At 73.4% G+C, this 23,286-nt stretch carries 17 protein-coding genes; 5 read left to right on the top strand and 12 right to left on the bottom strand.

From position 1 onward, the window contains the following. Window positions 1-208: 208 nt before the first annotated feature. On the top strand, window positions 209-352 hold the full coding sequence (locus tag HLA93_RS08330; RefSeq protein WP_222193928.1) for a hypothetical protein: 144 nt from the start codon (window positions 209-211) through the stop codon (window positions 350-352). A gap of 213 nt (window positions 353-565) precedes the next feature. Here HLA93_RS08330 and HLA93_RS08335 read toward each other — a convergent pair whose 3' ends face one another. From HLA93_RS08335 to HLA93_RS08380, 10 genes are all read right to left on the bottom strand, one after another. Then, entirely contained in the window at window positions 566-1,624 is a 1,059-nt protein-coding gene (locus HLA93_RS08335; RefSeq protein WP_222193929.1) for a methionine synthase, read from the bottom strand. 59 nt (window positions 1,625-1,683) lie between these two features. Next, on the bottom strand, window positions 1,684-3,969 hold the full coding sequence (locus HLA93_RS08340; RefSeq protein ID WP_222193930.1) for a bifunctional metallophosphatase/5'-nucleotidase: 2,286 nt from the start codon (window positions 3,967-3,969) through the stop codon (window positions 1,684-1,686). Between the two features lie 175 nt (window positions 3,970-4,144). Beyond that, a complete protein-coding gene (mnmA, locus tag HLA93_RS08345) occupies window positions 4,145-5,218 on the bottom strand; it encodes a tRNA 2-thiouridine(34) synthase MnmA (protein ID WP_222193931.1) in 1,074 nt (357 codons plus the stop codon). Next, a complete protein-coding gene (locus tag HLA93_RS08350) occupies window positions 5,215-6,399 on the bottom strand; it encodes a cysteine desulfurase family protein (protein ID WP_222193932.1) in 1,185 nt (394 codons plus the stop codon). Before HLA93_RS08350 ends, mnmA begins: the two co-directional genes overlap by 4 nt. 173 nt (window positions 6,400-6,572) lie before the next feature. Further along, window positions 6,573-7,535 (bottom strand): electron transfer flavoprotein subunit alpha/FixB family protein, encoded by a 963-nt coding sequence (locus HLA93_RS08355; RefSeq protein ID WP_222193933.1) that lies wholly within the window; start codon window positions 7,533-7,535, stop codon window positions 6,573-6,575. A gap of 49 nt (window positions 7,536-7,584) precedes the next feature. Beyond that, window positions 7,585-8,364: an electron transfer flavoprotein subunit beta/FixA family protein gene (locus tag HLA93_RS08360; protein WP_222193934.1), complete on the bottom strand. Its 780-nt coding sequence runs from the start codon at window positions 8,362-8,364 to the stop codon at window positions 7,585-7,587. A 115-nt stretch (window positions 8,365-8,479) separates the two neighbouring features. Beyond that, the gene (locus tag HLA93_RS08365) at window positions 8,480-9,589 is read right to left on the bottom strand and encodes a PLP-dependent cysteine synthase family protein (protein WP_222193935.1); all 1,110 of its coding nucleotides are present in this window, start codon (window positions 9,587-9,589) and stop codon (window positions 8,480-8,482) included. Window positions 9,590-9,621: 32 nt separating this feature from the next. Beyond that, window positions 9,622-10,035, bottom strand: a complete 414-nt coding sequence (locus HLA93_RS08370; protein ID WP_222193936.1) for a VOC family protein — start codon at window positions 10,033-10,035, stop codon at window positions 9,622-9,624. Further along, window positions 10,032-10,817: an enoyl-CoA hydratase/isomerase family protein gene (locus HLA93_RS08375; protein WP_222193937.1), complete on the bottom strand. Its 786-nt coding sequence runs from the start codon at window positions 10,815-10,817 to the stop codon at window positions 10,032-10,034. Before HLA93_RS08375 ends, HLA93_RS08370 begins: the two co-directional genes overlap by 4 nt. A gap of 78 nt (window positions 10,818-10,895) precedes the next feature. Beyond that, window positions 10,896-11,696, bottom strand: coding sequence for an ABC transporter ATP-binding protein (locus HLA93_RS08380; RefSeq protein ID WP_222193938.1), 801 nt, complete (start codon window positions 11,694-11,696; stop codon window positions 10,896-10,898). Window positions 11,697-11,758: 62 nt separating this feature from the next. Between HLA93_RS08380 and glgX the strand changes: the two genes are divergently transcribed. Then, window positions 11,759-13,912, top strand: coding sequence for a glycogen debranching protein GlgX (gene glgX / locus HLA93_RS08385; RefSeq protein ID WP_439957968.1), 2,154 nt, complete (start codon window positions 11,759-11,761; stop codon window positions 13,910-13,912). 113 nt (window positions 13,913-14,025) lie between these two features. Here the strand turns inward: glgX and HLA93_RS08390 are convergent, their stop codons facing one another. Next, window positions 14,026-14,991 (bottom strand): FHA domain-containing protein, encoded by a 966-nt coding sequence (locus tag HLA93_RS08390; protein WP_222193940.1) that lies wholly within the window; start codon window positions 14,989-14,991, stop codon window positions 14,026-14,028. Between the two features lie 210 nt (window positions 14,992-15,201). After that, entirely contained in the window at window positions 15,202-17,751 is a 2,550-nt protein-coding gene (gene glgP / locus HLA93_RS08395; RefSeq protein WP_222193941.1) for an alpha-glucan family phosphorylase, read from the bottom strand. A 180-nt stretch (window positions 17,752-17,931) separates the two neighbouring features. Here glgP and HLA93_RS08400 point away from each other — a divergent pair, with 180 nt between their 5' ends. The 3 genes from HLA93_RS08400 (at window position 17,932) to HLA93_RS08410 (ending at window position 23,282) form a co-directional block, all read left to right on the top strand. Then, window positions 17,932-19,938, top strand: a complete 2,007-nt coding sequence (locus HLA93_RS08400) for an alpha-1,4-glucan--maltose-1-phosphate maltosyltransferase (protein WP_222193942.1) — start codon at window positions 17,932-17,934, stop codon at window positions 19,936-19,938. A gap of 105 nt (window positions 19,939-20,043) precedes the next feature. After that, window positions 20,044-21,915, top strand: coding sequence for a maltose alpha-D-glucosyltransferase (treS, locus tag HLA93_RS08405; protein WP_222193943.1), 1,872 nt, complete (start codon window positions 20,044-20,046; stop codon window positions 21,913-21,915). After that, entirely contained in the window at window positions 21,915-23,282 is a 1,368-nt protein-coding gene (locus HLA93_RS08410; protein WP_222193944.1) for a maltokinase N-terminal cap-like domain-containing protein, read from the top strand. The genes treS and HLA93_RS08410 overlap by 1 nt, the downstream gene beginning before the upstream one ends. Window positions 23,283-23,286: the final 4 nt, after the last annotated feature.

The raw sequence follows: 23,286 nt of genomic DNA on the forward strand, positions 1-23,286 counted from the left end.
AACGTGTGTGCGAAGTCTACCGCTGCGGATGCGTCCAGACAACGCGAAACCGCAGGTCAAAGACCTGTCCACAGATCTTGAGACCCTCTTGACCTGAGCCGGCTCGCGCGCAGGGTGGGCATGATGACCCCGCGCACCCCGCCCTGGAACGCGCGCTGCAGCCGGTCCTGACCGACCTGCGGCTCACGGGGGGGCGCTCCCCCGCCGGGTGACGCCGGCCCGGCCCGGCCGGGCCATGCTCTGGGGCCAGGACGGCGGGCAGGGAATCTGGGTGGAGCTGAGCCTGCCGCTGCCCGAGCAGGTGGCCCAGGTGGCGGACGGGATCCAGGACTGGGCGTTCGAGGAGCTCTGAGGTCGGGCGCCCACCGACTGGCCCCGCTGCCCCCGACACACCCGGCACCCACCCGTGCAGGCGCGGGTGGGCGACGCCGCCGCATGGTGGGTGTGCCCGCGTGACGACGTCCCGGTCGGCGAGGTCGGGCACCTCAGCTGACCGGACCCGGTCACTCCGGCAGCGGGTCCTCCGCCACCTCCACGTAGGTGCGTCCTCGCCGTCCCGACCGGGTCACTCCGGCAGGAGGTACCTCGCTGCCTCGCGGACGTGCGTCATCGCGCTGCGGGCGTAGGCCGGGCTCGCACCGGCCAGGCCGCAGGCCGGGGTGAGCGTGACGGCGGAGTGCAGCTGCTCGGCCGGGAAGCCCAGCTCGCGCCACCAGGCCTGCACCCGGGTGGCGGTGGTCTTCGGCGACGGCAGGGTGGCGTCGGTGCCCGGCACGACGCCGATCAGCAGGTGGGTGCCGGCCTCGACGGCGGAACCGACCGAGTCCAGGTCCTGCACCATGCCCAGGTCGAAGGACAGCCCCTGCGCACCGGCCGCCCGGAAGAGGTCCAGCGGCGCCCGGTTGGCGCAGCAGTGCAGCACCGCCGGGGCAGGCAGCCGGTCGAGGAGCGCGGTCAGCTCCTCCTCGACGACGGTGGTCTCGACCGCGGCGAGCTTGCCGTACCCGCTCACCGTGGGCAGTCCGCCCTGCAGCACGGCCGGCACCGACGGCTCGTCCAGCTGGACCACGACCGTGGCCCCGGGCACCCGCGCGGAGACGGCGGCCACGTGGGCGGCGACCCCCTCGGCGAGTGACTGCGCCAGGTCGCGCCGTGCCCCGGCGTCGACGACGGCCCGGTCGCCCCGGGAGCGCTCCAACCCGGCGGCCAGCGTCCACGGGCCGGTCACCTGCACCTTGAACGCGCCGGTGTAGCGCTCGGCCACCTCGTGCAGGGCGTCCAGGTCGCGGGCCATCAGCTCGCGGGCCCGCCGCAGGTCGGCCCCCGGGCGCGGGACCAGTCGCCACCCGGCCGGGGTGAGGTCGACGGCCAGGTCGACCAGCAGGGCCGCCGTTCGGCCGATCATGTCCGCGCCAGGGCCCCGGGCGGGCAGCTCGGGCAGGTGCGGCAGCTCGGGCAGCTCCCCGACCACCAGGCGCATCGCCTCCAGCGGGTCGGTGCCCGGCAGCGACCCGACGCCAGAGGCCGGCCCCCACGGGATGGGGACCGGCCTCTGGTCGTCGCTGCCGGCAGGGTCGCCGGCCGGGGTGGTGACGTCGTCGGGGAGGTCGTTCGGCGTGGCCACGGTGTCGACCGTAGCCCGCCGTCACGACCTCATCGGCGACGGTCAGGCCCCGCGGTGGCTCACCGGCCGAACAGCAGCTTCAGCCGCTTGACCAGCTCCAGCCAGTACGGGTCCAGGGTGAACGTGTCGCTCGCCGTCTCCCCCGACGCACCGGTCAGGGTGACCGTGTGCTCGCCGGCCGGGAGCAGCAGCGGCACCCGCCCGGTGGCGGTGACGTTGCCGTTGCGGTCGGCCTTCACGGTGCCCAGCTTGGCACCGTTCGACAGCCTGACGGTGACCTTCTCCCCGGGGGCGAACGCGGTGCCGGTGACGGTCACCCGGTCGCCGCGGAAGGGGGTGTCGTCGCTGATCGACGCGGTGGCGTCGCAGCCCGGCCCCACCTGGCCCGGCCCGTTCAGGCCGGAGGTGCCGTCCACGGTGGTCGCCGGGGTCGGCTCCACCGTGCTGCCACCGAGGCCGGCCGCCGGCTCCGGCGCCGGGAACGTGGCCGCCTGGCCGTGGTCGGCGGCCGGCGGGGCCACCGGGGAGTTCGCCTCGAAGTAGGCGACCGCGGTGTCGACGTCGACCGGGCCGGTGGCCGGGTCGGTGCCGTTGGTGAACGCGGTGAAGGCGTCACCCCCACCGATCAGGAAGGAGTTGGCCACCACGCGGTAGGACGCCGCCGGGTCGACGACCTCGCCGTCGAGGGTGATCGATGCCGGGTCGACCCGCTGCCCGTAGGGGTGGCTCAGGTCGTACCGGTAGGAGAAGCCCTCCGAGGTGCCCAGCCGCAGGGTGTTGCCGCGCGGCCCGCCGTTGGCCTGGAACTGCTGCTCGAGCACCGCCCGGATGTCGGCCCCGGTCAGGGTCACGACGTTCACCGTGTTGCCGAAGGGCTGCACGTTGAACAGCTCGGCGTAGGTGGTCTCACCGGCCAGGATGTCGGTGCGCAGCCCGCCCGGGTTCATGAAGGCGACCACCGGGGCCCCGAAGCTGGGGTCGGCCTGGATCGCGGCCAGCTGCATCTCGGCGACCAGGTTGCCCAGGGCCGACTCGCCGTCCCGGACGGGGACGAAGACGCCGTCGGGACCGAGGGTGCCGGCCCGGCGGATGTCGGCCGCGGCCTCGCCGACCACCCGGTCGCCGGCCTCGGCGGCCTGGGCGGTCCAGTAGTCGACGATCCGGTCGATCTCCGGGTCCTCGGCGTTGCGGACGTTGAGCACGTTGCCTGCCCGGTAGTCCGCGCAGAGCCGGTCGACGTCGCCGGTCCGCCCGTCGAGGACCAGGCGGATGTCGGTGAACATCCGGCCGTAGTACTCGGCCTGGGTGACCAGCCGGGGCTGGCCGTCGGGGTCGCTGAGCATGCAGTTGTAGCCCTGGTGGCTGTGCGCGCTGACGATCAGGTCGACGGCCGAGACGGTCTCGGCGTTGATGTCGACGATCGGCCCGGTGAGCTGGTCACAGCCGTTGGGGTCGGTGGCGTCCGTGCCGGGGTTCTCCCCGCCTTCGTGCACCAGGGCGACGATCGCCTCGACGCCCTGCGCCTGCAGCTCGGGCACGTAGCGGTTGATCGCCTCCGCCTCGTCGACGAACTCCACGTCGGCGATGCCGGACGGCGAGACGATGGTCGGGGTGGTGTCGGTGACCACGCCGATGAAGCCGAGCTTCTTGCCGCCGCCGACCTCGACCACCGAGTACGCCGGCAGCATCGGCTCACCGGTCTCCCGGGAGACCACGTTCGCGGCCAGGTAGGGGAACTCGGCGCCGGCGAACGGCTCGCCGGTGCTGTCGGTGAAGCAGCCGGTCACACCGGGCTCCACGCCCTCGCAGGCGGTCACGTCGTCGGTGGCGGTGCCGTCGGTGGCGCCGGAGACGCGGCGCAGCTCGTCGGTCCCGCGGTCGAACTCGTGGTTGCCGACGACGGAGACGTCCATGCCCAGGGCGTTGGCGACCTCGAGGGTCGACTCGTCCCGGAAGACGCTGGACTCGAACGGCGAGGCACCGATCACGTCGCCCAGGCCGATCAGCAGCGAGTCGTCCGCGGCGCCGCCGTCGGCGACGAAGTCCGCGGTGGCCTGGTCGATGGTCGCGTCGAGGCTCGCAGCGCCGCCGACCGCGACGACGGCGTCGTCGGCCGTGCCGTACAGCCCGTCGGCGCCGGGCGCGGTGGCCTCGCCGTCGTCCCCGGTGGGCTGGTTGATCCGGCCGTGGAAGTCGTTGACGGTGAGCAGCTGGACCGGGACGTCGGCGGCCGGGGCCACCGGCTTGGACGGACCGTGCGGGGTGGCAGAGGCCACCGTGGGCAGGCCGACGACGGCGATCGTCGCCGCCGTCAGGGCTGCCAGGGAGAGGCGCGTTCGGCGCAAGGAGGGTCCTCCTGGACAGGCGTCACCAGGCCGACCTCAGGGACGGCCAGCAGCGACACGATCGACCCCGCCCGGGCGAGCGGGACACGGCGGACCGGCCGGAACCGATCCGTCACGGCACGCTAGCTCCCCCGTTCGGGTGAGCCAAGAGGCAGCTGTGAAACGTCGGGTGCGGTTAACCCGCGCGACAGACAGCGGCCTGGCCGAGCACCCGGTCACCCCGGACGGCGTCGGGCGCGTACAGCACCGCCGACTGCCCCGGCGCGACCCCGCGCTGCCGCTCGAGCAGCTCGATGCGCAGGCCGCCGTCCTCGGCGACCGAGACGGCGCACGGCACCGGGGAGCCGTGCGCGCGCAGCTGGACCTGCGCGGTGCACGGCAGGTCGGGCACCGGCCCCGTCCAGCTGGGGGCTCCGGTGACCACCTCGCCGACCTCGGCCTGCTCGGCGGTGCCGATGGTCACCGTGCGGCTGACCGGCTCGATGCCCAGCACGTAGCGGGGCCGCTGGTCCCCGGCGCTGATCCCCAGGCCGCGGCGCTGCCCGACGGTGAAGCCGTAGGCGCCGGCGTGCGTGCCGACGGTCGCGCCGGTGGCGGCGTCGACCACCGGGCCGGGCTGCTCGCCCAGCCGGCGGGTCAGGAAGCCCCGGGTGTCGCCGTCGGAGATGAAGCAGATGTCGTGCGAGTCGGGCTTGGTCGCGACCGCGTAACCCCGCTCGGCGGCGAGCTCGCGCACCCGCTCCTTGGTCATCGACCCGAGCGGGAAGACGGCGCCGGCGAGCTGGTCGGCGGTGAGCACGCCCAGCACGTAGGACTGGTCCTTGGCCGCGTCCACCGACCGCCGCAGCTCGCCGTCCGCCAGCCGGGCGTGGTGGCCGGTCACCACGGCGTCGAAGCCGAGCGCCCGGGCCCGGTCCAGCACCGCGGAGAACTTGATCTTCTCGTTGCAGCGCAGACAGGGGTTCGGCGTCCGGCCGGCGGCGTACTCGGCGACGAAGTCGTCGACGACGTCCTCACGGAACCGGTCGGCCAGGTCCCAGACGTAGAACGGGATGCCCAGGGAGTCGGCGACCCGCCGGGCATCGTGGGCGTCCTCGACGCTGCAGCAGCCCCGGGCACCGCTGCGCAGCGTCTGGCGGTCCGGGGAGAGCGCCAGGTGCACCCCGGTGACGTCGTGGCCGGCCTCAACGGCCAGCGCGGCCGCGACCGCGGAGTCCACTCCCCCGCTCATGGCGGCGATGACCCTCATCGGCTGCCCGCCCGGCGAGCGCGCTCCACCACCGGGCCGATCACCTCGAGCAGGGCGTCCACGTCGGCGTCGGTCGAGGTGTGCCCGAGGCTGAACCGCAACGAGCTGCGGGCGCGGGCGGCGTCGGCCCCAGCGGCGAGCAGCACGTGGCTGGGCCGGGCGACCCCGGCGCTGCAGGCCGACCCGGTCGAGCACTCGATGCCGCGGGCATCCAGCAGCATGAGCAGGGCGTCGCCCTCGGCGCCGGGGAAGGAAAGGTGCGCGTTGCCCGGCAGCCGGCCGGCGCCACCGGCGACGACGTCGTCCAGGGCCGGGCCGTTCAGCTGCGCGTCGGGCACCTGCGCGACGACGCCGGCGACCAGCCGGTCACGCAGCGCGCCCACCCGTGCGGTGCGGTCCGCTCGGTCGGCGACGGCGGCCTGCACGGCGGTGGCCAGCCCGACGATCGCGGCGACGTCCAGCGTGCCCGAGCGCACGTCGCGCTCCTGCCCGCCGCCGTGCAGCAGCGGGGTGCACTCGGCGTCCCGGCGCAGCAGCAGCGCACCGGCGCCCATCGGCCCGCCCAGCTTGTGGCCGGTCATCGTGAGCGCGTCGACCCCGCTGCCGGTGAAGTCCACCGGGAGCTGACCGACCGCCTGCACCGCGTCGGTGTGCAACGGCACCCCGACCCCGTGGGCGACCTCGGCCAGTGCGGCGAGGTCGCTGACCGCACCGATCTCGTTGTTGGCCCACATGACGCTGGCCACGGCGACGTCCCGCCCGTCGCCGAGCGCGTCGGCCAGCGACTCGGGCGTCACCCGACCTGAGGGCTCGACCCGCAGCCAGGTGACCTCGGCCCCCTCGTGCTTCTCCAGCCACTCGACGCTGTCCAGGACGGCGTGGTGCTCGGCGGGGCTGGCCACGATGCGACGGCGGCGCTGATCGGCGGTGCGCCGGGCCCAGTAGAGGCCCTTGACGGCGAGGTTGTCGCCCTCGGTGCCACCGCCGGTGAACAGCACCTCCGACGGCCGGGCACCCAGCGCCGCGGCGAGCTGCTCGCGCGACTGCTCGGCGACCCGGCGGGCCTCCCGGCCGCTGGCGTGCAGCGAGGACGCGTTGCCGACCCGGCCCAGCTGCTCGGCCATCGCCGCCAGCGCGGCCGGGAGCATCGGCGTGGTCGCCGCGTGGTCGAGGTAGGTCATGGCACGGCCAGCGTAGGCGTCGCCCACCGGGGCGCGCCCGGCTGCGTCCGGCTGGTGGAAGTGGGCACGGCCTGTCGTCTCCTCGACGGTGGTCCCGACGTGCGTCGGGCGCCGACCCGGAGGCCGGCGCCCGACACGACGAGCTGGACTGCCCTCCCCGGGAGGGCAGCTGACTACTTGCGGGCGGTGATCTGCTCGGTGGCGGCCGGGACGACGGTGTTCAGGTCACCGACAACGCCGAAGTCGGCCAGCTCGAAGATCGGCGCCTCAGGGTCCTTGTTGACCGCGACGATCGTCTTCGAGGTCTGCATGCCCGCCCGGTGCTGGATCGCGCCGGAGATGCCGACGGCGATGTAGAGCTGCGGCGACACCGTCTTGCCGGTCTGCCCGACCTGGAAGGAGTGCGGGTAGAAGCCGGAGTCGACGGCGGCCCGGGAGGCACCGACCGCGGCACCCAGGGAGTCGGCGAGGCCCTCGATGACGGAGAAGTTCTCCGCGCTGGCCACCCCGCGCCCACCGGAGACGACGATCGACGCCTCGGTCAGCTCGGGCCGGTTGGACTTCTGCTCGACCACCCGGTCGACCACCCGGGTCTGCTTGGCGGCCTCGGAGATCGCGACCGGCACGGTCTCCTCGGCAGCGGCGGCCGGAGCCGGCTCGGGGGTGACCGAGTTGCCGCGCAGCGTGTAGATCGGGGTGCCGACGGTGACCTGCGAGTGCACGATCGTCGCCCCGGCGAAGGCCACCTGGGTGGCGGTGCCGTCGGCGGCGATCTCGGTGACGTCGGTCAGGAAGCCGCTGCCGGTCTTGATGGCCAGCCGGCCGGCGATCTCCTTCCCCTCCGGGGAGGAGGGGATGACCACCGCGGCGGGCTGCTTGTCGGCGACCAGCTGGGCCAGCACCTCGGCCTTGGGCGCGACCAGGTAGGCGTCGACGTCCTCGGACTCGGCGACGTAGACCTTGGCCGCGCCGTACTCGGCCAGCGTGTCCTTGATGCCGGCGGCGGTGCCGGGGGCACCGATGACGACGGCGGAGGGCTCACCGAGGGCACGCGCCGCGGTCAGCGCCTCCAGGGTGGTCTTGCGGGGCCCGCCGGCGGCGGGGTTGAGCTCGGCCAGGACCAGGACCTCAGCCATGGGGATCGTCTCCTCTTCGAGTACGGGTGGTCGGGGCTCGGTGGCCGGGTCAGACGATCTTCTGGGCGGCCAGGTAGCCCACGAGCTTCTCGGCCCCGTCGCCCTCGTCGACGACCTTCACGCCCTCGCCCTTGGGCGGGCGGCCGGCGAACTCCAGCACCTTGCTGGTGGCGGTGGCCAGGCCGACGGTGCCCGGGTCGATGCCCAGGTCGGCCAGCGTCTTGGTCTCCACCGGCTTCTTCTTGGCGGCCATGATCCCCTTGAAGGAGGGGTAGCGCGGCTCGTTGATCGTGTCCCAGGTGGAGACGATCGCCGGCAGCTGGGCCTCGATCGCCCAGAACCCGCCGTCGGTCTGCCGCTCGACCTTCGCCGTGGTGCCCTCGACGGTGAGCTTGCGGGCACCGGACAGGTGCGGGACGCCCAGCCGCTCGGACAGCAGCGCCGGCATCACCGACACCTGCCCGTCGGTGGACTCGGCGCCGCACAGCACCAGGTCGTAGTCCAGCTGCGACAGCGCGGCGGCGATGATCGCGCTGGTCTGCGGCGCGCAGGCGCCGTGGATGGCCGGGTCGGAGACGTGCACCGCCTTGTCCGCGCCCATCGACAGGGCCTTGCGGATGGCGTCGGTGGCGGTGTCGGGGCCGACGGTCAGCACGGTGACCTCGCCGCCCTGCGCCTCCTTGACCGTCAGCGCCTCCTCGATGGCGTACTCGTCCATCTCGTTGATGACGTTGTCGGCGGTCGCCCGCGCGACGGTGTTGTCCGACGGGTCCAGCTTCCGCTCGCTGCCGGAGTCGGGGACCTGCTTGACCAGAACGACGATGTTCATCGTCAGACCAACCTCCGTGTCGTCTCGTGGCACGGGCGGTGCCCGCCTCGCTGCCGATCATCGAGGCTACTTGCGGGTAACACCCGCCGGGCAGGGAGGGGGCAGCTGACCCGGGTCACCTGACGGGCGCCCACTCCCCCGTGCGGGCGAAGTGCTCCAGGACGGCGGTGTGCGGGGCCAGGTCCAGGCCCTGGTCACGCACCCAGTCGTCGGAGTGGTAGGTGCAGGCGTACCGCTCCCCGCCGTCGCACAGCAGGGTGACGACGCTGCCGGTGCGACCCGCGGCGAGCATCTCGGCGATCAGCGCGAACGCGCCCCACAGGTTGGTTCCGGTCGATCCGCCGGCCCGCCGGCCGGTCACCCGCTCCAGGTGCCGCATGGCCGCCAGCGACGCCGCGTCGGGCACGCAGACCATCCGGTCGACGATGGTCGGCACGAACGAGGGCTCCACCCGGGGACGGCCGATGCCCTCGATCCGCGAGCCCCGCCCGGTGGTGGCCGGGTCGCCGTCGCGCCAACCGGGGAAGAACGCCGAGCCCTCCGGGTCGACGACGGCCAGCCGGGTGGGCAGCCGGCGGTAGCGCAGGTACCGGCCGATGGTCGCGCTGGTGCCGCCGGTGCCGGCCCCGACCACCACCCACTCCGGCACCGGGTGGCGCTCCCGGGACAGCTGCTCGAACACCGACTCGGCGATGTTGTTGTTGCCCCGCCAGTCGGTGGCCCGCTCGGCGTTGGTGAACTGGTCCAGGTAGTGCCCGCCGGTCTCGGCGGCGATCCGGCGGGCCTCGTCGTAGACGCTGCCGGCGTCGGCGACCAGGTGGCACCGGCCGCCGTGGAACTCGATCAGCGCGATCTTCTCCGCGCTCGTCGTCGCGGGCATGACCGCGACGAACGGCAGCCCCAGCATCCGGGCGAAGTAGGCCTCGCTGACCGCCGTCGAGCCGCTGGAGGCCTCCACCACGGTGCTGCCCTCGTGCAGCTGCCCGGAGCAGAGCGCGTACAGGAACAGCGAGCGGGCCAGCCGGTGCTTGAGGCTGCCGGTGGGGTGGGTCGACTCGTCCTTGAGGTAGAGGTCGATGCCCCACTCCGGGGGCAGCGGGTAGACCAGCAGGTGGGTGTCGGCGCTGCGGTGCGCGTCGGCCTCGACCAGCGACACCGCCCACTCGACCCAGGCGCGGTCGGCGCGGTCGGAGCGGTCGACGTCGGCGGGGCCCGGAGCGGTCACCCCGGCATGATCCCGCACCGCCGCCGCCCGGCTCAGTCCTCCAGCAGGCCTGGCAGCCAGGCGAGCTCCCACCGGGTGCCCTCGGGGTCGGCGACGTAGCCGCTGTACCCGCCCCACCCACGAGCCGTCGGCGGCGCCACCGCGGCGGCCCCGGCGGCGAGCGCAGCGGAGAACGCCGCGTCGACCTCGGCGCGGGCGGCCACGTTGACCGCCAGCGTCACCCCGTTCCAGCTGCCCGGCTCCGGCGGCGCCGCGTCGGGCGCCGCCTCCGCGTGCAGCTGGGCCAGCGGGAACAGCGCCAGCCGCACCCCGCCGAGGTCGAACTGGGCGAAGCCGTCGCTGCCGCCGTCCCGCTCGCGCCAGCCCCAGGCGGCGTAGAAGGCGCGCAGCCGGCCGACGTCGCGGGCGCCGACCGTGACGAACGACAGCCGCTGCGGAACGGTCACCGGCCGGTGAAGGTCGCCTTGCCCGGCCCCTGCTCCAGGAACGAGCGCATGCCGGTCGCCTGGTCCTCGGTGTCGAACAGCTCGGCGAACAGCCGGCTCTCCAGCGCCAGGCCGGTGTCCAGGTCGCCGTCCAGCCCCTCGTCGATCGCGCGCTTGGCCGCGGCCAGCGCCAGGGGCGGCCCGGCGGCGAACTTGCGGGCCATCGCCACGGAGGTCGGGTAGACCTCCTCGTCCGGGACGACGGCGTCGGCCAGGCCCATCTCCAGGGCCTCCGCCGCACCCACGTGCCGGCCGGTGAACACCAGGTCCTTGGCCTTGGCCGGGCCGACCAGCCGGGCCAGCCGCTGGGTGCCGCCCGCGCCGGGGATGACCCCCAGCTGGATCTCCGGCTGGCCCACCTTGGCGCTGGTGCCCAGCACCCGGAAGTCCGCGCACAGTGCCAGCTCGTAGCCACCGCCCAGGGCGTAGCCGGTGACGGCGGCGATGACCGGCTTCGGGATGCGGGCGACCGCGGTGAACGACGCGGTGAGCTCCCGGCCCCAGGCGACCATGCTCGCCCCGGTCAGCTGGGACATCGCCTTGATGTCGGCCCCCGCGGCGAACACCCGCTCCCCGCCGTAGAGGACGACGGCCCGCACGTCCGCGCGCTCACCGGCCTGCATCGCCGCCGCCCGCACCTCCCGGTGCAGCTGCTCGTCGATCGCGTTCATCTTCGGCCGGTCCAGCCGGATCGTGCCGACGCCGTCCTCGACCTGCAGGGTGACGAACTCTCCCTCGCTCATGGTCCGACACTAGCCGCGGCCCCCCTCGCAGGGTCCCGCCGCGAGCCTCCGAGGGGTGGCGGGCGAGGGGGGCCGTCCTCAGGCCGCGCGGCGGGCGGAGAACCGCCCGTTCTCGCGCTGCACCGCCAGCGGCAGCCCGAAGGCGTCGGACAGCAGCGGCGCGGTGAGCACCTCGTCGACCGGGCCGGCCGAGACCACCTCTCCACCGCGCAGCAGCAGAGCGTGCGTGTAGCCCGGCGGGATCTCCTCGACGTGGTGGGTGACCAGCACCTGCGCCGGGGCGTTCGGGTCCTTCGCGAGCGCGGACAGCCGGGTGACCAGGTCCTCCCGGCCGCCCAGGTCGAGCCCGGCGCCGGGCTCGTCGAGCAGCAGCAGCTCCGGGTCGGTCATCAGCGCCCGGGCGATCTGGGCGCGCTTGCGCTCCCCCTCCGACAGGGTGCCGAAGGGCCGGTGCGCCATCCGGGCGACGCCCCACTGCTGCATCAGCACCGCGGCCCGGGTCAGGTCGGCGACGTCGTAGCGCTCCCGCCACCGCCCGACGACGGCGTACCCGGCGCTGACCACCACGTCGCCGACGCGTTCGCTCGGGTCGATCCGCTGGGCGAGTGCCGCACTGGTCAGCCCGATCCGGGGGCGCAGCTCGAAGACGTCGACCGCGCCGAGGGTCTCGCCGAGGATGCCGACCTCCCCGCGGGTGGGGTGCAGCTGGGCGCCGACCAGCTGCAGCAGCGTGGTCTTCCCCGCCCCGTTGGGGCCCAGCAGGACCCAGCGTTCCTCGGGCCGGACGGTCCAGTCGACCCCGCGCAACAGGTGCGCCTGGCCTCGGACGACGTCCACACCCCGGATCTCGACGACCGGCTCAGTCCACACGCCTGCCATCCAACCAACCCGGCCCGCGTCGCGGGCACCGGGCTCGGGGTGAGTCGGGCACGATGCTGGACGTGACCGATCTGAGCGCGTCGACGGCCGGCCGGCAGCTGGAGGTGTGGCCCGGCGTCCCGGCGCCGCTGGGGGCCCACTGGGACGGCACCGGCACCAACTTCGCCCTCTGGTCGGCGGGGGCCTCGGCCGTGGACCTGTGCCTGTTCGACCCCGACGGCAGCGAACACCGCCAGCGCCTGCAGGAGACCACCCACCAGGTCTGGCACGGCCGGCTGCCCGGCGTCGGGCCGGGCCAGCGCTACGGCTACCGGGTGCACGGGCACCACGACCCGGCCTCCGGGGCCCGGTACAACCCGGCCAAGCTGCTGCTGGACCCCTACGCCCGGGCCGTGGACGGCGAACTCCGGCTCGACGACGCGCTCTTCGGCTGGGACCGCACCGACCCCACCCGCCCCGACCCGACCGACTCCGCGCCCTTCGTGCCCCGGGGCGTGGTCATCCACGACTCCTTCCCGTGGGAGGGCGACACGGTGCTGCGCACGCCGTGGTCGGACACCGTCGTCTACGAGGTGCACGTCAAGGGCGCGACCATGCGGCACCCCGACGTCCCGCCGGCGCTGCGCGGCACCTACGCCGGCATCGCCCACCCGGCGTTCGTCGAGCACCTCGTCTCCCTCGGGGTGACCGCGGTCGAGCTCCTGCCGGTGCACCACTTCGTCAGCGAACCGCACCTGCTGCGCCGCGACCTCACCAACTACTGGGGCTACAACACCCTGGGCTACTTCGCCCCGCACGCCGCCTACAGCTCGGTCGGCTCGGGCGGGGCGCAGGTGACCGAGTTCAAGGCGATGGTCAAGGCACTGCACGCCGCGGGCATCGAGGTCATCCTCGACGTCGTCTACAACCACACCGCCGAGGGCGACCACACCGGCCCGACGCTGTCCTTCCGCGGCATCGACAACGGCGGCTACTACCGGCTCGGCGGCGAGGACCCCTCCCGCTACACCGACTACACCGGCTGCGGGAACACCCTCGACGTCCGCCGTCCCCCGGTGCTGGCGCTGCTGATGGACTCGCTGCGCTACTGGGTCACCGAGATGCACGTCGACGGGTTCCGCTTCGACCTGGCCTCGGCGCTGGCTCGCTCGATGCACGACGTCGACCGGCTGTCCGCCTTCTTCGACGTCGTCCACCAGGACCCGGTGGTGAGCACGGTGAAGCTGATCGCCGAGCCCTGGGACGTCGGCGAGGGTGGCTACCAGGTGGGCAACTTCCCGCCGCCGTGGACCGAGTGGAACGGCAAGTACCGGGACACCGTGCGCGACGTGTGGTCCGACGCCCGCGTGGGCGTGCGCGACCTCGCCTACCGGCTGACCGGCTCCTCGGACCTGTACCGCTCCGACGGCCGGCGTCCGTTCGCCTCGGTCAACTTCGTCACCGCGCACGACGGCTTCACCATGGCCGACCTGGTGACCTACGAGCAGAAGCGGAACGAGGCCAACGGCGAGGAGAACCGGGACGGCGAGAGCCACAACCGGAACTGGAACTGCGGCGTCGAGGGCCCCACCGACGACCCCGCGGTCATCGAGCTGCGGGCCCGCCAGGTGCGCAACCACCTGGCCACGCTGCTGCTGTCCACCGGGGTGCCGATGCTGACGGCCGGCGACGAGCTGGGCCGCACCCAGGGCGGCAACAACAACGCCTACTGCCAGGACAACGAGGTCTCCTGGCTCGACTGGGGCGCCATCGACGCCGACCTGTGGAGCTTCGTCTCCCACGCGGTCGCGCTGCGCCGCAGCTCCCCCGTGCTGCGTCAGGAGGCCTTCTTCGAGGGCAGCGAGGTGCCCGGCACCGGCGGCACCCGCGACCTGGCCTGGTTCGCCCCCGGCGGGGAGCAGCTGACCAGCAGCGACTGGTTCGACACCGGCCTGCAGACGATCGGCATGTACCTCGACGGCCGGGGACTGCGGCTGCGGGACCAGCGCGGCCGCCCGGTCATCGACGACTCCTGGCTGATCTGGCTGCACGCCGGCGCCGACCCGGTCGACGTCGTCCTGCCCGGGGCACCGTGGGGCGACGGCTACGAGCTGGTGCTGGCCACCGAGTACGCCACCGGCACCCCGCCGCAGCCGACCGCGCTGGCACCGGGCCGGACCCAGCTGCCCGGCCGGTCGGTGTGGGCACTGCGCGTGCTGCGTACACCGCGACCCTGACGGGCCGCACCGCAGCCAGCGGCCGTCCCCGGCGGGGCCGAGCCGGCTTCGTCGCTCGAACGCGAGAGGCCCCGTTCCCGGGTGGGAACGGGGCCTCTCGGCGTGGGACCGAGTTACTCGGCGGCCTGCTCGAAGGTGATGACGGTCCAGCCGAGCAGCAGCCGGTCGCCGTCGGCGAGGGGGTGCGGCACACCCGGCTCGAGCTGGGTCCACTCGGTGGCCTCCGGGCCGGCGACGTGGGTGCCGTTGAGCGACCCCAGGTCGGTCAGCGACACCTCGCGGCCGGAGCGCTGGATCGCGGCGTGGGCCGAGGAGAGCACGTTCTGGGTGTCGGCGATCGGGACCGGGCGGGCCGTGCCGCCGGTGACCAGGTCGTGGCCGTCGGGACGGCGGCCGAGCACCAGGTCCTCGTCGACGGTGACGACCAGGCCGTCGTCGAAGCGCAGCACCGGCGCGGCCGGCGGCTCGGGCCGCCAGAACGCGGTCTGCTCACCGCCCTGGCCGACCGGCTGGCTGGCGATCCGGCCGGAGTTGCCGAAGCCGGCGTCGGAGCCCGCGCTGAACGACTCGCCACTGGGCAGCGCGGTGGCCGGCGGGACGACCGAGGACGACGCGGGAGCGGCCAGCTGCAGCAGCGCGCCGGAGCCCGGCACGGTGCCCTCCACCAGGTCGAGGGCGACGCCCGGCGGCATGGCGGCGGCCGGCTGCCCCGGGCCGACGTAGAGGGTCTGGCCGAGGGAGAAACCGGCGGCGAGCGTGCAGCCGTCGACCGCGGAACCGGACACCGGCACGCCGTCCACGGCCGGCTGGCCCTTGCCCGACCACAGCGCCACACCCGTGCCGGTGCCGCCGGTGGTGTCGGCGAGCACGAGGGCGAAGGAGGCAGGTCCGTCGGCCAGCCGGGTCATCTGGCCGGCCACCGCCGCCAGCACCCGGTCGGCGCCGGGACCGGCGACCCCCAGGCAGGCGTGCAGCGCCGCCACCAGGGCCGGCGACCCGGGGGCGTCGACCCACAGCAGGCCACCGCCACGTCGGGCGACGACAGAGTCTCCGGGGAGCACCTCACAGCGGTCGGGCATGACGGCCAGCCTAATGACCGTCCGGGGCTCTGGTGACCGCGCGGCGCCGTGGCACGCCGAGTCATCGGCCCGTTGTGCACTACCAGTACCAGCGGTCACACCCGTCGCAGCACGGTGGACACCCAGCGGGGTCGGATGACCACCCAACGTGTCGTCCGCGTGCCCGGGGGACGACGTCCCGGTGGCGTCCGGGGGTGCTGCGGTCCTCCGTCAGGCGTTGACCACGAGCCCCAGTTCGGCCGGCACCACGAGGGCCGCCGAGTGCGGCAGCACCCGCACCGTGTACCCGAAGGCGCCGGTCCGGGTGAGCGGCACCGTGCCGGTGAACCAGTGCCGCGACCCCTCGGTGTGCTCGTGCCGCAGCGGCACCGTGGTCACCGCGTGCAGCCGGTCGGCGTCGTCCACCCGCCCGTAGGCCGCCTCGACCAGGACGTCGGACGGGGCGAGCCCGGGCAGCTCGACCTCGGCCCGCAGGTCGATGCCGCCACCGATCTCCGGGGTCTCCCCGACCCCGGTGGCCTCCACGTGCGCCACCCGCACGCCCGGCCAGTTCTCCAGCAGGTGCGCCCGCCAGACCGCCTCGGCCCGGGCCGCCTCGTACCCGTCGCGGGCCATCGCCCGGGCGGACCCGGCCGCGGGCACGTACAGCCGCTGCACGTAGTCGCGCACCATCCGGGTGGCCAGCACCTTCGGGCCGGTCTCCCGGAGGGTGTGGCGCACCATCTCCACCCAGCGGGTCGGGATGCCGTCGCCGTCCACCTCGTAGAAGCGCGGCAGCACCTGCCGGTCGAGCAGCTCGTAGATCGCCTGGGCCTCCACCTCGTCCCGCCGGTCGGGGTCGGCGACCCCGTCGGCGGTGGGGATCGCCCAGCCGTTCTGCCCGTCGAACCACTCGTCCCACCAGCCGTCGCGGATGGAGAGGTTCAGCCCACCGTTGAGCGCGGACTTCATGCCCGAGGTGCCGCACGCCTCCAGCGGGCGCAGCGGGTTGTTCAGCCAGACGTCGCAGCCCCAGTACAGGTAGCGGGCCATGCCGATGTCGTAGTTGGGCAGGAAGGCGATCCGGTGCCGGATGTCCGGGTCGTCGGCGAACTTCACCATCTGCTGGATCAGCTGCTTCCCACCGTCGTCGGCCGGGTGGCTCTTGCCGGCGATGACCAGCTGGATCGGCCGCTCGTCGTCCAGCAGCAGCGCCTTGAGCCGCGCCGGGTCCCGGAGCATCAGGGTCAGCCGCTTGTAGGACGGCACCCGCCGGGCGAACCCGACGGTGAGCACGTCGGGGTCGAAGGCGGTCTCGGTCCAGCCCAGCTCCGCCTCGGCCGCGCCGCGGGACAGCGCGGTCGCCCGCACCCGGCGTCGCACCTCCTCCACCAGCCGGCCACGCAGCAGCCGCCGGGTGGCCCACAGCTCGCCCGAGGAGATCCGGTCGACCCCGTCGAAGTGCACGTCGCCGTCGACCTCCAGCGGGTCGCCCTGGCTGGTGGTCTGGGTGCCCAGCTCGACCAGCTCCCGCGCCGTCCAGGTCGGGGCGTGCACCCCGTTGGTGATCGACCCGATCGGGACGTCGTCGGGGTCGAAGCCCGGCCACAGCGCACCGAACATGTCCCGGCTGACGTGCCCGTGCAGCTCGCTGACCCCGTTGGCCCGCTGCCCCAGCCGCAGGCCCATGTGCGCCATGTTGAACTTGCTGGGGTCCTCCTCGGCGCCCAGCGGCAGCAGCTGGTCGACCGGGACGCCGAAGCCGGCGAAGTACCGCTCGATCAGCGCCCGCGGGAACCGGTCGATGCCGGCGGGGACCGGCGTGTGCGTGGTGAACACCGTCCCGCCGCGCACCGCCTGCAGCGCCTCGGCGAAGGACAGCCCGTGCGACTCGGTGAGCTCGCGGATGCGCTCGACGCCCTGGAAGCCGGCGTGGCCCTCGTTGGCGTGGAAGACCTCCGGCTGTGGGGTGCCGGTCAGCGAGCAGAAGGCGCGCACCGCCCGGACGCCGCCGATGCCCAGCAGCATCTCCTGGCGGAGCCGGTGGTCCTCGCCGCCGCCGTAGAGCCGGTCGGTGACCCCGCGCTCGGCCGGGGCGTTCTCCTCGATGTCGCTGTCCAGCAGCAGCAGCGAGACCCGGCCGACCTGCGCCCGGTACACGTGGGCGTGCAGCACCCGCCCCTCGGGCAGCGGGACGGTGATCAGCACCGCGTTCCGGTCGGCGTCGCGCAGCAGCTTCAGCGGCAGGCCGTGCGGGTCCAGCGCCGGGTAGTGCTCCAGCTGCCAGCCGTCGGCGGACAGCCCCTGGGAGAAGTAGCCCGACCGGTAGAGCAGCCCCACCCCGATCAGCGGGACGCCGAGGTCGGAGGCGGCCTTGAGGTGGTCGCCGGCGAGGATGCCCAGCCCGCCGGAGTACTGCGGGAGCACCTCGGTGATGCCGAACTCCGCGGAGAAATAGGCGATCGAGGCCGGCGCCCCGGCACCGATGGACTGGTACCAGTGCGGCGCCTGCAGGTAGTCGCGGAGGTCGTCGGCGACGGCCTGCAGCCGGCCGAGGAACTCGCGGTCGTCGGCCAGCGCCGCCAGCCGCTCGGCGGACACCTCGCCGAGCACCCGGACCGGGTCACCACCGCAGCTGCCCCACAGCTCGGGGTCCAGTGCCTCGAACAGGTCCCGGGTCTCCGGGTGCCACGACCAGCGCAGGTTCGTGACCAGCTGGGACAGCGGCAGCAGCGCCTCGGGGAGGGAGGCCCGGACGGTCAGTCTGCGGAGGGCTCGCACCGGGCCGACCCTAGCGGCCGGAGCCGTCCCTCACCGGCTCAGCAGCGACCTGGGTCACATCCAGCCCCGGACCGGCCCGGACCGGCCCCGACGCGCCGCCGGTGCGCGGCCTCCCCCTCCTGGCTGACCGCGCAGGCCGCCGAGGTGCCCACTGGCTTCGATCTAGATAGCGTGGCGGCGATGACTGGCCGCGCTGACCTCCGCCTCGGCATCTCCGATGTCGCCCCCGTCGTGTCCTGCGGGTCGTTCTCGACCCGTGCCGTGGTCGGTGAGCACCTGCCGATCACCGCCACCGTCTTCCGCGAGGGCCATGACGCCGTCGCGGCCGACGTCGTCCTCACACCGCCCGGCGGGGACGCCGCGGCCCAGCCGCTGGTGCGGATGACGAAGTTCGGCCCCGAGCCCGACCGGTGGGTCGCCACCGTGGTCCCCGACCGCGAGGGGCTGTGGACCTACCACGTCGAGGCGTGGGACGACCCGTTGAGCACGTGGCACCACGACGTCGAGGTGAAGGTCGAGGCCGGGCAGGGCGCCGACGAGCTGGCCAACGACCTCGAGTCCGGCGCCCGGCTGATGGAGGAGGTCGCCGCGCACGCCCCCGAGGAGCACCGCGACGCCCTCCTCGGCGCGGCCGCCGCGCTGCGTGACGGGTCGCAGGGGCTCACCGCCCGGATCGCCCCGGCCCTCTCCCCCGCCCTGCAGCGCGTGCTGCACGCGCACCCGGTGCGCCGGCTGGTCACCCCCTCCCAGCGGATCGAGCTGTGGGTCGACCGCCCGCGCGCGCTCTACGGCTCCTGGTACGAGTTCTTCCCCCGCTCGGAGGGCCCGGTGGTGGGCGGCACCCCGACCCACGGCACCTTCGCCCAGGCCGCCGAGCGGCTCCCGGCCATCGCCGAGATGGCCTTCGACGTGGTGTACCTGCCGCCGATCCACCCCATCGGCAAGGTCAACCGCAAGGGCAAGAACAACACCCTGGTGGCCGAGCCGGACGACGTCGGCTCACCGTGGGCGATCGGCAGCGACGAGGGCGGGCACGACGCCGTCCACCCGCAGCTGGGCACCCTGGACGACTTCAAGGCCTTCGTCGCCCGCACCCGCGAGCTGGGCATGGAGGTCGCGCTCGACCTCGCCCTGCAGGCCGCGCCGGACCACCCCTGGGTGCAGGCGCACCCCGAGTGGTTCACCACCAAGCCCGACGGCACGATCGCCTACGCGGAGAACCCGCCGAAGAAGTACCAGGACATCTACCCGATCAACTTCGACAACGACCCCGAGGGCATCTACGCCGAGGTGCTCCGGGTCGTGCGGCACTGGATGGACGCCGGCGTGCGGGTGTTCCGGGTCGACAACCCGCACACCAAGCCGCTGAACTTCTGGCACTGGCTGATCTGGGAGGTCAAGAAGACCGATCCGGACGTGCTCTTCCTCGCCGAGGCCTTCACCCGGCCGGCGATGATGCACCAGCTCGCCCGGATCGGTTTCACCCAGAGCTACACCTACTTCACCTGGCGCACCGAGAAGTGGGAGCTGGAGGAGTACGGCCGCGAGCTGGCCGCCAACGCGCACTACATGCGGCCGAACTTCTTCGTGAACACCCCGGACATCCTGCACGAGACGCTGCAGGTCGGCGGCCCGCCGATGTTCAAGATCCGCGCGGTGCTGGCCGCGATGATGAGCCCCACCTGGGGCGTCTACTCCGGCTACGAGCTCTTCGAGCACGTCGGCCTGCGGCCGGGCAGCGAGGAGTACCTGGACACCGAGAAGTTCCAGCTCCGCCCGCGGGACTGGGCCGCCGCCGAGGCGTCGGGCCGCACGCTGGCGCCCTACCTGCGCCGGCTCAACGAGATCCGCCGCGCACACCCGGCGCTGCAGCAGCTGCGCACGCTGCGCTTCCACGCGGTCGACAACGAGAACCTCCTCTGCTTCTCCAAGACCGACCCGGGCTCGGACGACGCAGTGCTGGTGGTGGTGTCGCTGAACAGCACCTACACCCAGATCGGCACCACGGCCCTGGACATGCCCGCGCTCGGGCTCGACTGGTCGGACCGGTTCGCCGTCACCGACGAGATCACCGGTGCGCGCTACGACTGGGGGCAGGCCAACTACGTGGAGCTCGACCCCTACCGCGAGCCGGCCCACGTGTTCACCGTGCACCGCAGCCTGCCCATGCCGATCCCGCCGCAGTGACCTCCTGACCCCGTCCTCACCCGCCGTCGTGGCGCCGGCCGAGCCGCCGGCCGGCGCCCTCGTCGCCCAGATCCACCTCCCCAGCAACGAACGAGGACCGAGTTCATGACCCTCCCCGTCCCCGCACAGTCGACCCCCGGCGCGGGCGAGCAGTCGGCCGAGTCAGCGCTCCCCCCGCCGGGGAGCGACCCCGAGTGGTTCAAGCGCGCCGTCTTCTACGAGGTGCTCGTCCGCGGCTTCGCCGACAGCAACGCCGATGGCATCGGTGACCTGCGCGGCATGCTCGGCAAGCTGGACTACCTGCAGTGGCTCGGCGTCGACTGCCTCTGGCTGCCGCCGTTCTTCGCCTCCCCGCTGCGCGACGGCGGCTACGACGTCAGCGACTACACCGCGGTGCTGCCGGAGTTCGGCGACATCGAGGACTTCAAGGAGCTGATCGAGGCCGCCCACTCCCGTGGCATGCGGATGATCATCGACTTCGTCATGAACCACACCTCGGACCAGCACCCCTGGTTCCAGGCCAGCCGCAGCGACCCCGAGGGCCCCTACGGCGACTTCTACGTGTGGGCCGACGACGACACCGGCTACGCCGACGCCCGGATCATCTTCGTGGACACCGAGAGCTCGAACTGGACGTTCGACCCGGTCCGCAAGCAGTACTTCTGGCACCGCTTCTTCAGCCACCAGCCCGACCTGAACTTCGAGAACCCGAAGGTGCAGGAGGCGATCATCGACGCCCTGCGCTTCTGGCTGGACCTGGGCATCGACGGCTTCCGCCTCGACGCCGTCCCCTACCTCTTCGAGGAGGAGGGGACCAACTGCGAGAACCTCCCGCGCACCCACGAGTTCCTCAAGAAGGTGCGCAAGGTCGTCGACGCCGAGTACCCCGACCGGGTGCTGCTGTGCGAGGCGAACCAGTGGCCGGCCGACGTCGTCGAGTACTTCGGCGAGGACGGCGACGAGTGCCAGATGGCCTTCCACTTCCCGGTGATGCCGCGCCTGTTCATGGCCGTCCGCCGGGAGCAGCGGTTCCCGATCTCGGAGATCATGGCGCAGACGCCGGACATCCCGGAGAACTGCCAGTGGGGCGTCTTCCTCCGCAACCACGACGAGCTGACCCTGGAGATGGTCACCGACGAGGAGCGGGACTACATGTGGGGGGAGTACGCCAAGGACCCCCGGATGAAGGCCAACATCGGCATCCGCCGGCGGTTGGCCCCGCTGCTGGACAACGACCTGGACACCCTCGAGCTGTTCACCGCCCTGCTGCTGTCGCTGCCCGGCTCGCCGGTCATGTACTACGGCGACGAGATCGGCATGGGCGACAACATCTGGCTCGGTGACCGGGACGGCGTCCGCACCCCGATGCAGTGGACGCCGGACCGCAACGGCGGCTTCTCCACCGCCGACCCGCAGCGCATGCACCTGCCGCTGATCGCCGACCCGGTCTACGGGTTCCAGGTGACCAACGTGGAGGCGCAGCTGCGCAACAGCAACTCGCTGCTGCACTGGACCCGGACGATGATCTCCGTCCGCAAGCAGCACCCGACGTTCGGCGTCGGCAGCTTCACCGAGATCGGCTCACGCAACCCGACCGTGCTGTCGTTCGTCCGGGAGTTCGGCGACGACATCGTGCTCTGCGTGAACAACCTGTCGCGCTTCCCGCAGCCGGTGGAGCTCGACCTGCGCCGCTTCGAGGGCTACACCCCGGTCGAGCTGACCGGGCGCGTGCAGTTCCCCCAGATCGGGGTGCTGCCGTACATGCTCACCCTCGGTGGCCACGGCTTCTACTGGTTCGAGCTCTCCAAGCCCGCCGCGCCGGCGGCCGAGGAGGAGGAGAACTGGGAGACCACGGTGAGCAGCAGCGTGGCGCAGTCCCTGCTCGACGCCGGGGTCGTCGGCGCGACCGACGCCCCGGCCGGGAGCGGTGGTCTCGGTGCCGAGGCCCCCACCACCACGACCCACGGAGAAGCCTGATGAGCGCTCTGACCGACATGCTGGCGGACTGGATGCCCGGGCAGCGCTGGTTCGGTGGGAAGGGCCGGGAGTGGGCCGGGGTGGCCGAGGAGGGCTTCTTCCTCGACCAGTCCGACCCCGCCCTGTCGGTGCACCGCGTCCGGGTCAGCTACACCGACGGGGCGTCGGAGACCTACCTGGTCCCGCTGTCCTGGCGGAACGCACCCGCCGAGGAGCTGTCCACGGCGTTCGTCGGTGCGGTGCCCGGCTCGCAGGGTGAGAACTACGCCTACGACGCGATGCGCGACCGGGACGCCACAGTGCCGTGGCTGACCCACCTGGTGGCCGCCTCGACCGTCGGTCCGATGCGCTTCCACCCCGCCGGGGTGTCCTACATCCCCGAGGGCGTGCCCGGCGACATCATCTCCACCGAGCAGAGCAACACCTCGCTGGTCTACGGCGAGAGCGCGATCCTGAAGCTCTTCCGCCGGCTGGAGCCGGGGCTGAACCCGGACGTGGAGATCCACGACGCGCTCCGCCAGGCCGACAACGAGCACATCGCCCCGTTGCTCGGCCACATCGAGATCGACGACCCCGACGGCCTGGAGCCGGCGACCGTCGCGATGCTGCAGACCTTCGTGCCCAACGCCAGCGACGGCTGGCGGCTGGCCACCTCCAGCGTGCGCGACCTGTACGCCGAGGCCGACCTGCACGCCGACGAGGTGGGCGGGGACTTCGCCGGGGAGAGCGAGCGGCTGGGTGAGGCCACCGCCTCCGTCCACGCCGACCTCGCCCGGGTGCTGCCCTCCGAGCCCGCGGACCGCGCCTGGTACGCCACCGTCGCCGAGCAGATGACCGCGCGGCTGGAGGCGGCGCTGGCCGTCGTCCCCGACCTGGCCGAGCACGGGGACGCACTGCGTGCGCTCTACGCGGCCGTCGCCGAGACCGACGAGCCGGTGGTCCGCCAGCGGGTGCACGGTGACCTGCACCTGGGCCAGGTGCTCCGGACGACGACCGGCTGGATCGTGCTCGACTTCGAGGGCGAGCCGGCGCGGCCGCTGGCCTCCCGCCGGGAGCTGGACACCCCGCTGCGCGACGTCGCCGGGATGCTCCGCTCCTTCGACTACGCCGCCCGGCACATGCTGGTCGAGCAGCCGGGTGACCCGCAGCGGGCCTACCGCGCGCAGGAGTGGGCCGAGCGCAACCGCGCCGCCTTCTGCGCCGGCTACTCCGCCGGCGGCGGTGTCCCCCTTTCCGGCGACTCGGCGCTGCTGCGCGCTTTCGAGGCCGACAAGGCGGTGTACGAGTGCGTCTACGAGGCGCGCAACCGCCCGCACTGGTTGATGATCCCGCTCAGCTCGCTGTCCCGGTTGACCTCCGGCGACTGATGAA

Origin of the sequence: Modestobacter italicus (assembly GCF_019799965.1) — a bacterium.
Taxonomy (GTDB): Bacteria; Actinomycetota; Actinomycetes; order Mycobacteriales; family Geodermatophilaceae; genus Modestobacter; species Modestobacter italicus_A.

What these genes read in the sequence shown, in the direction of transcription:
- mnmA (WP_222193931.1), bottom strand. Translation starts at nt 5,218, where the DNA reads ATGAGGGTCATCGCCGCCATGAGCGGGGGAGTGGACTCCGCGGTCGCG.
- HLA93_RS08350 (WP_222193932.1), bottom strand. Translation starts at nt 6,399, where the DNA reads ATGACCTACCTCGACCACGCGGCGACCACGCCGATGCTCCCGGCCGCG.
- HLA93_RS08355 (WP_222193933.1), bottom strand. Translation starts at nt 7,535, where the DNA reads ATGGCTGAGGTCCTGGTCCTGGCCGAGCTCAACCCCGCCGCCGGCGGG.
- HLA93_RS08360 (WP_222193934.1), bottom strand. Translation starts at nt 8,364, where the DNA reads ATGAACATCGTCGTTCTGGTCAAGCAGGTCCCCGACTCCGGCAGCGAG.
- HLA93_RS08375 (WP_222193937.1), bottom strand. Translation starts at nt 10,817, where the DNA reads ATGAGCGAGGGAGAGTTCGTCACCCTGCAGGTCGAGGACGGCGTCGGC.
- HLA93_RS08380 (WP_222193938.1), bottom strand. Translation starts at nt 11,696, where the DNA reads ATGGCAGGCGTGTGGACTGAGCCGGTCGTCGAGATCCGGGGTGTGGAC.
- HLA93_RS08390 (WP_222193940.1), bottom strand. Translation starts at nt 14,991, where the DNA reads ATGCCCGACCGCTGTGAGGTGCTCCCCGGAGACTCTGTCGTCGCCCGA.
- HLA93_RS08400 (WP_222193942.1), top strand. Translation starts at nt 17,932, where the DNA reads ATGACTGGCCGCGCTGACCTCCGCCTCGGCATCTCCGATGTCGCCCCC.
- treS (WP_222193943.1), top strand. Translation starts at nt 20,044, where the DNA reads ATGACCCTCCCCGTCCCCGCACAGTCGACCCCCGGCGCGGGCGAGCAG.
- HLA93_RS08410 (WP_222193944.1), top strand. Translation starts at nt 21,915, where the DNA reads ATGAGCGCTCTGACCGACATGCTGGCGGACTGGATGCCCGGGCAGCGC.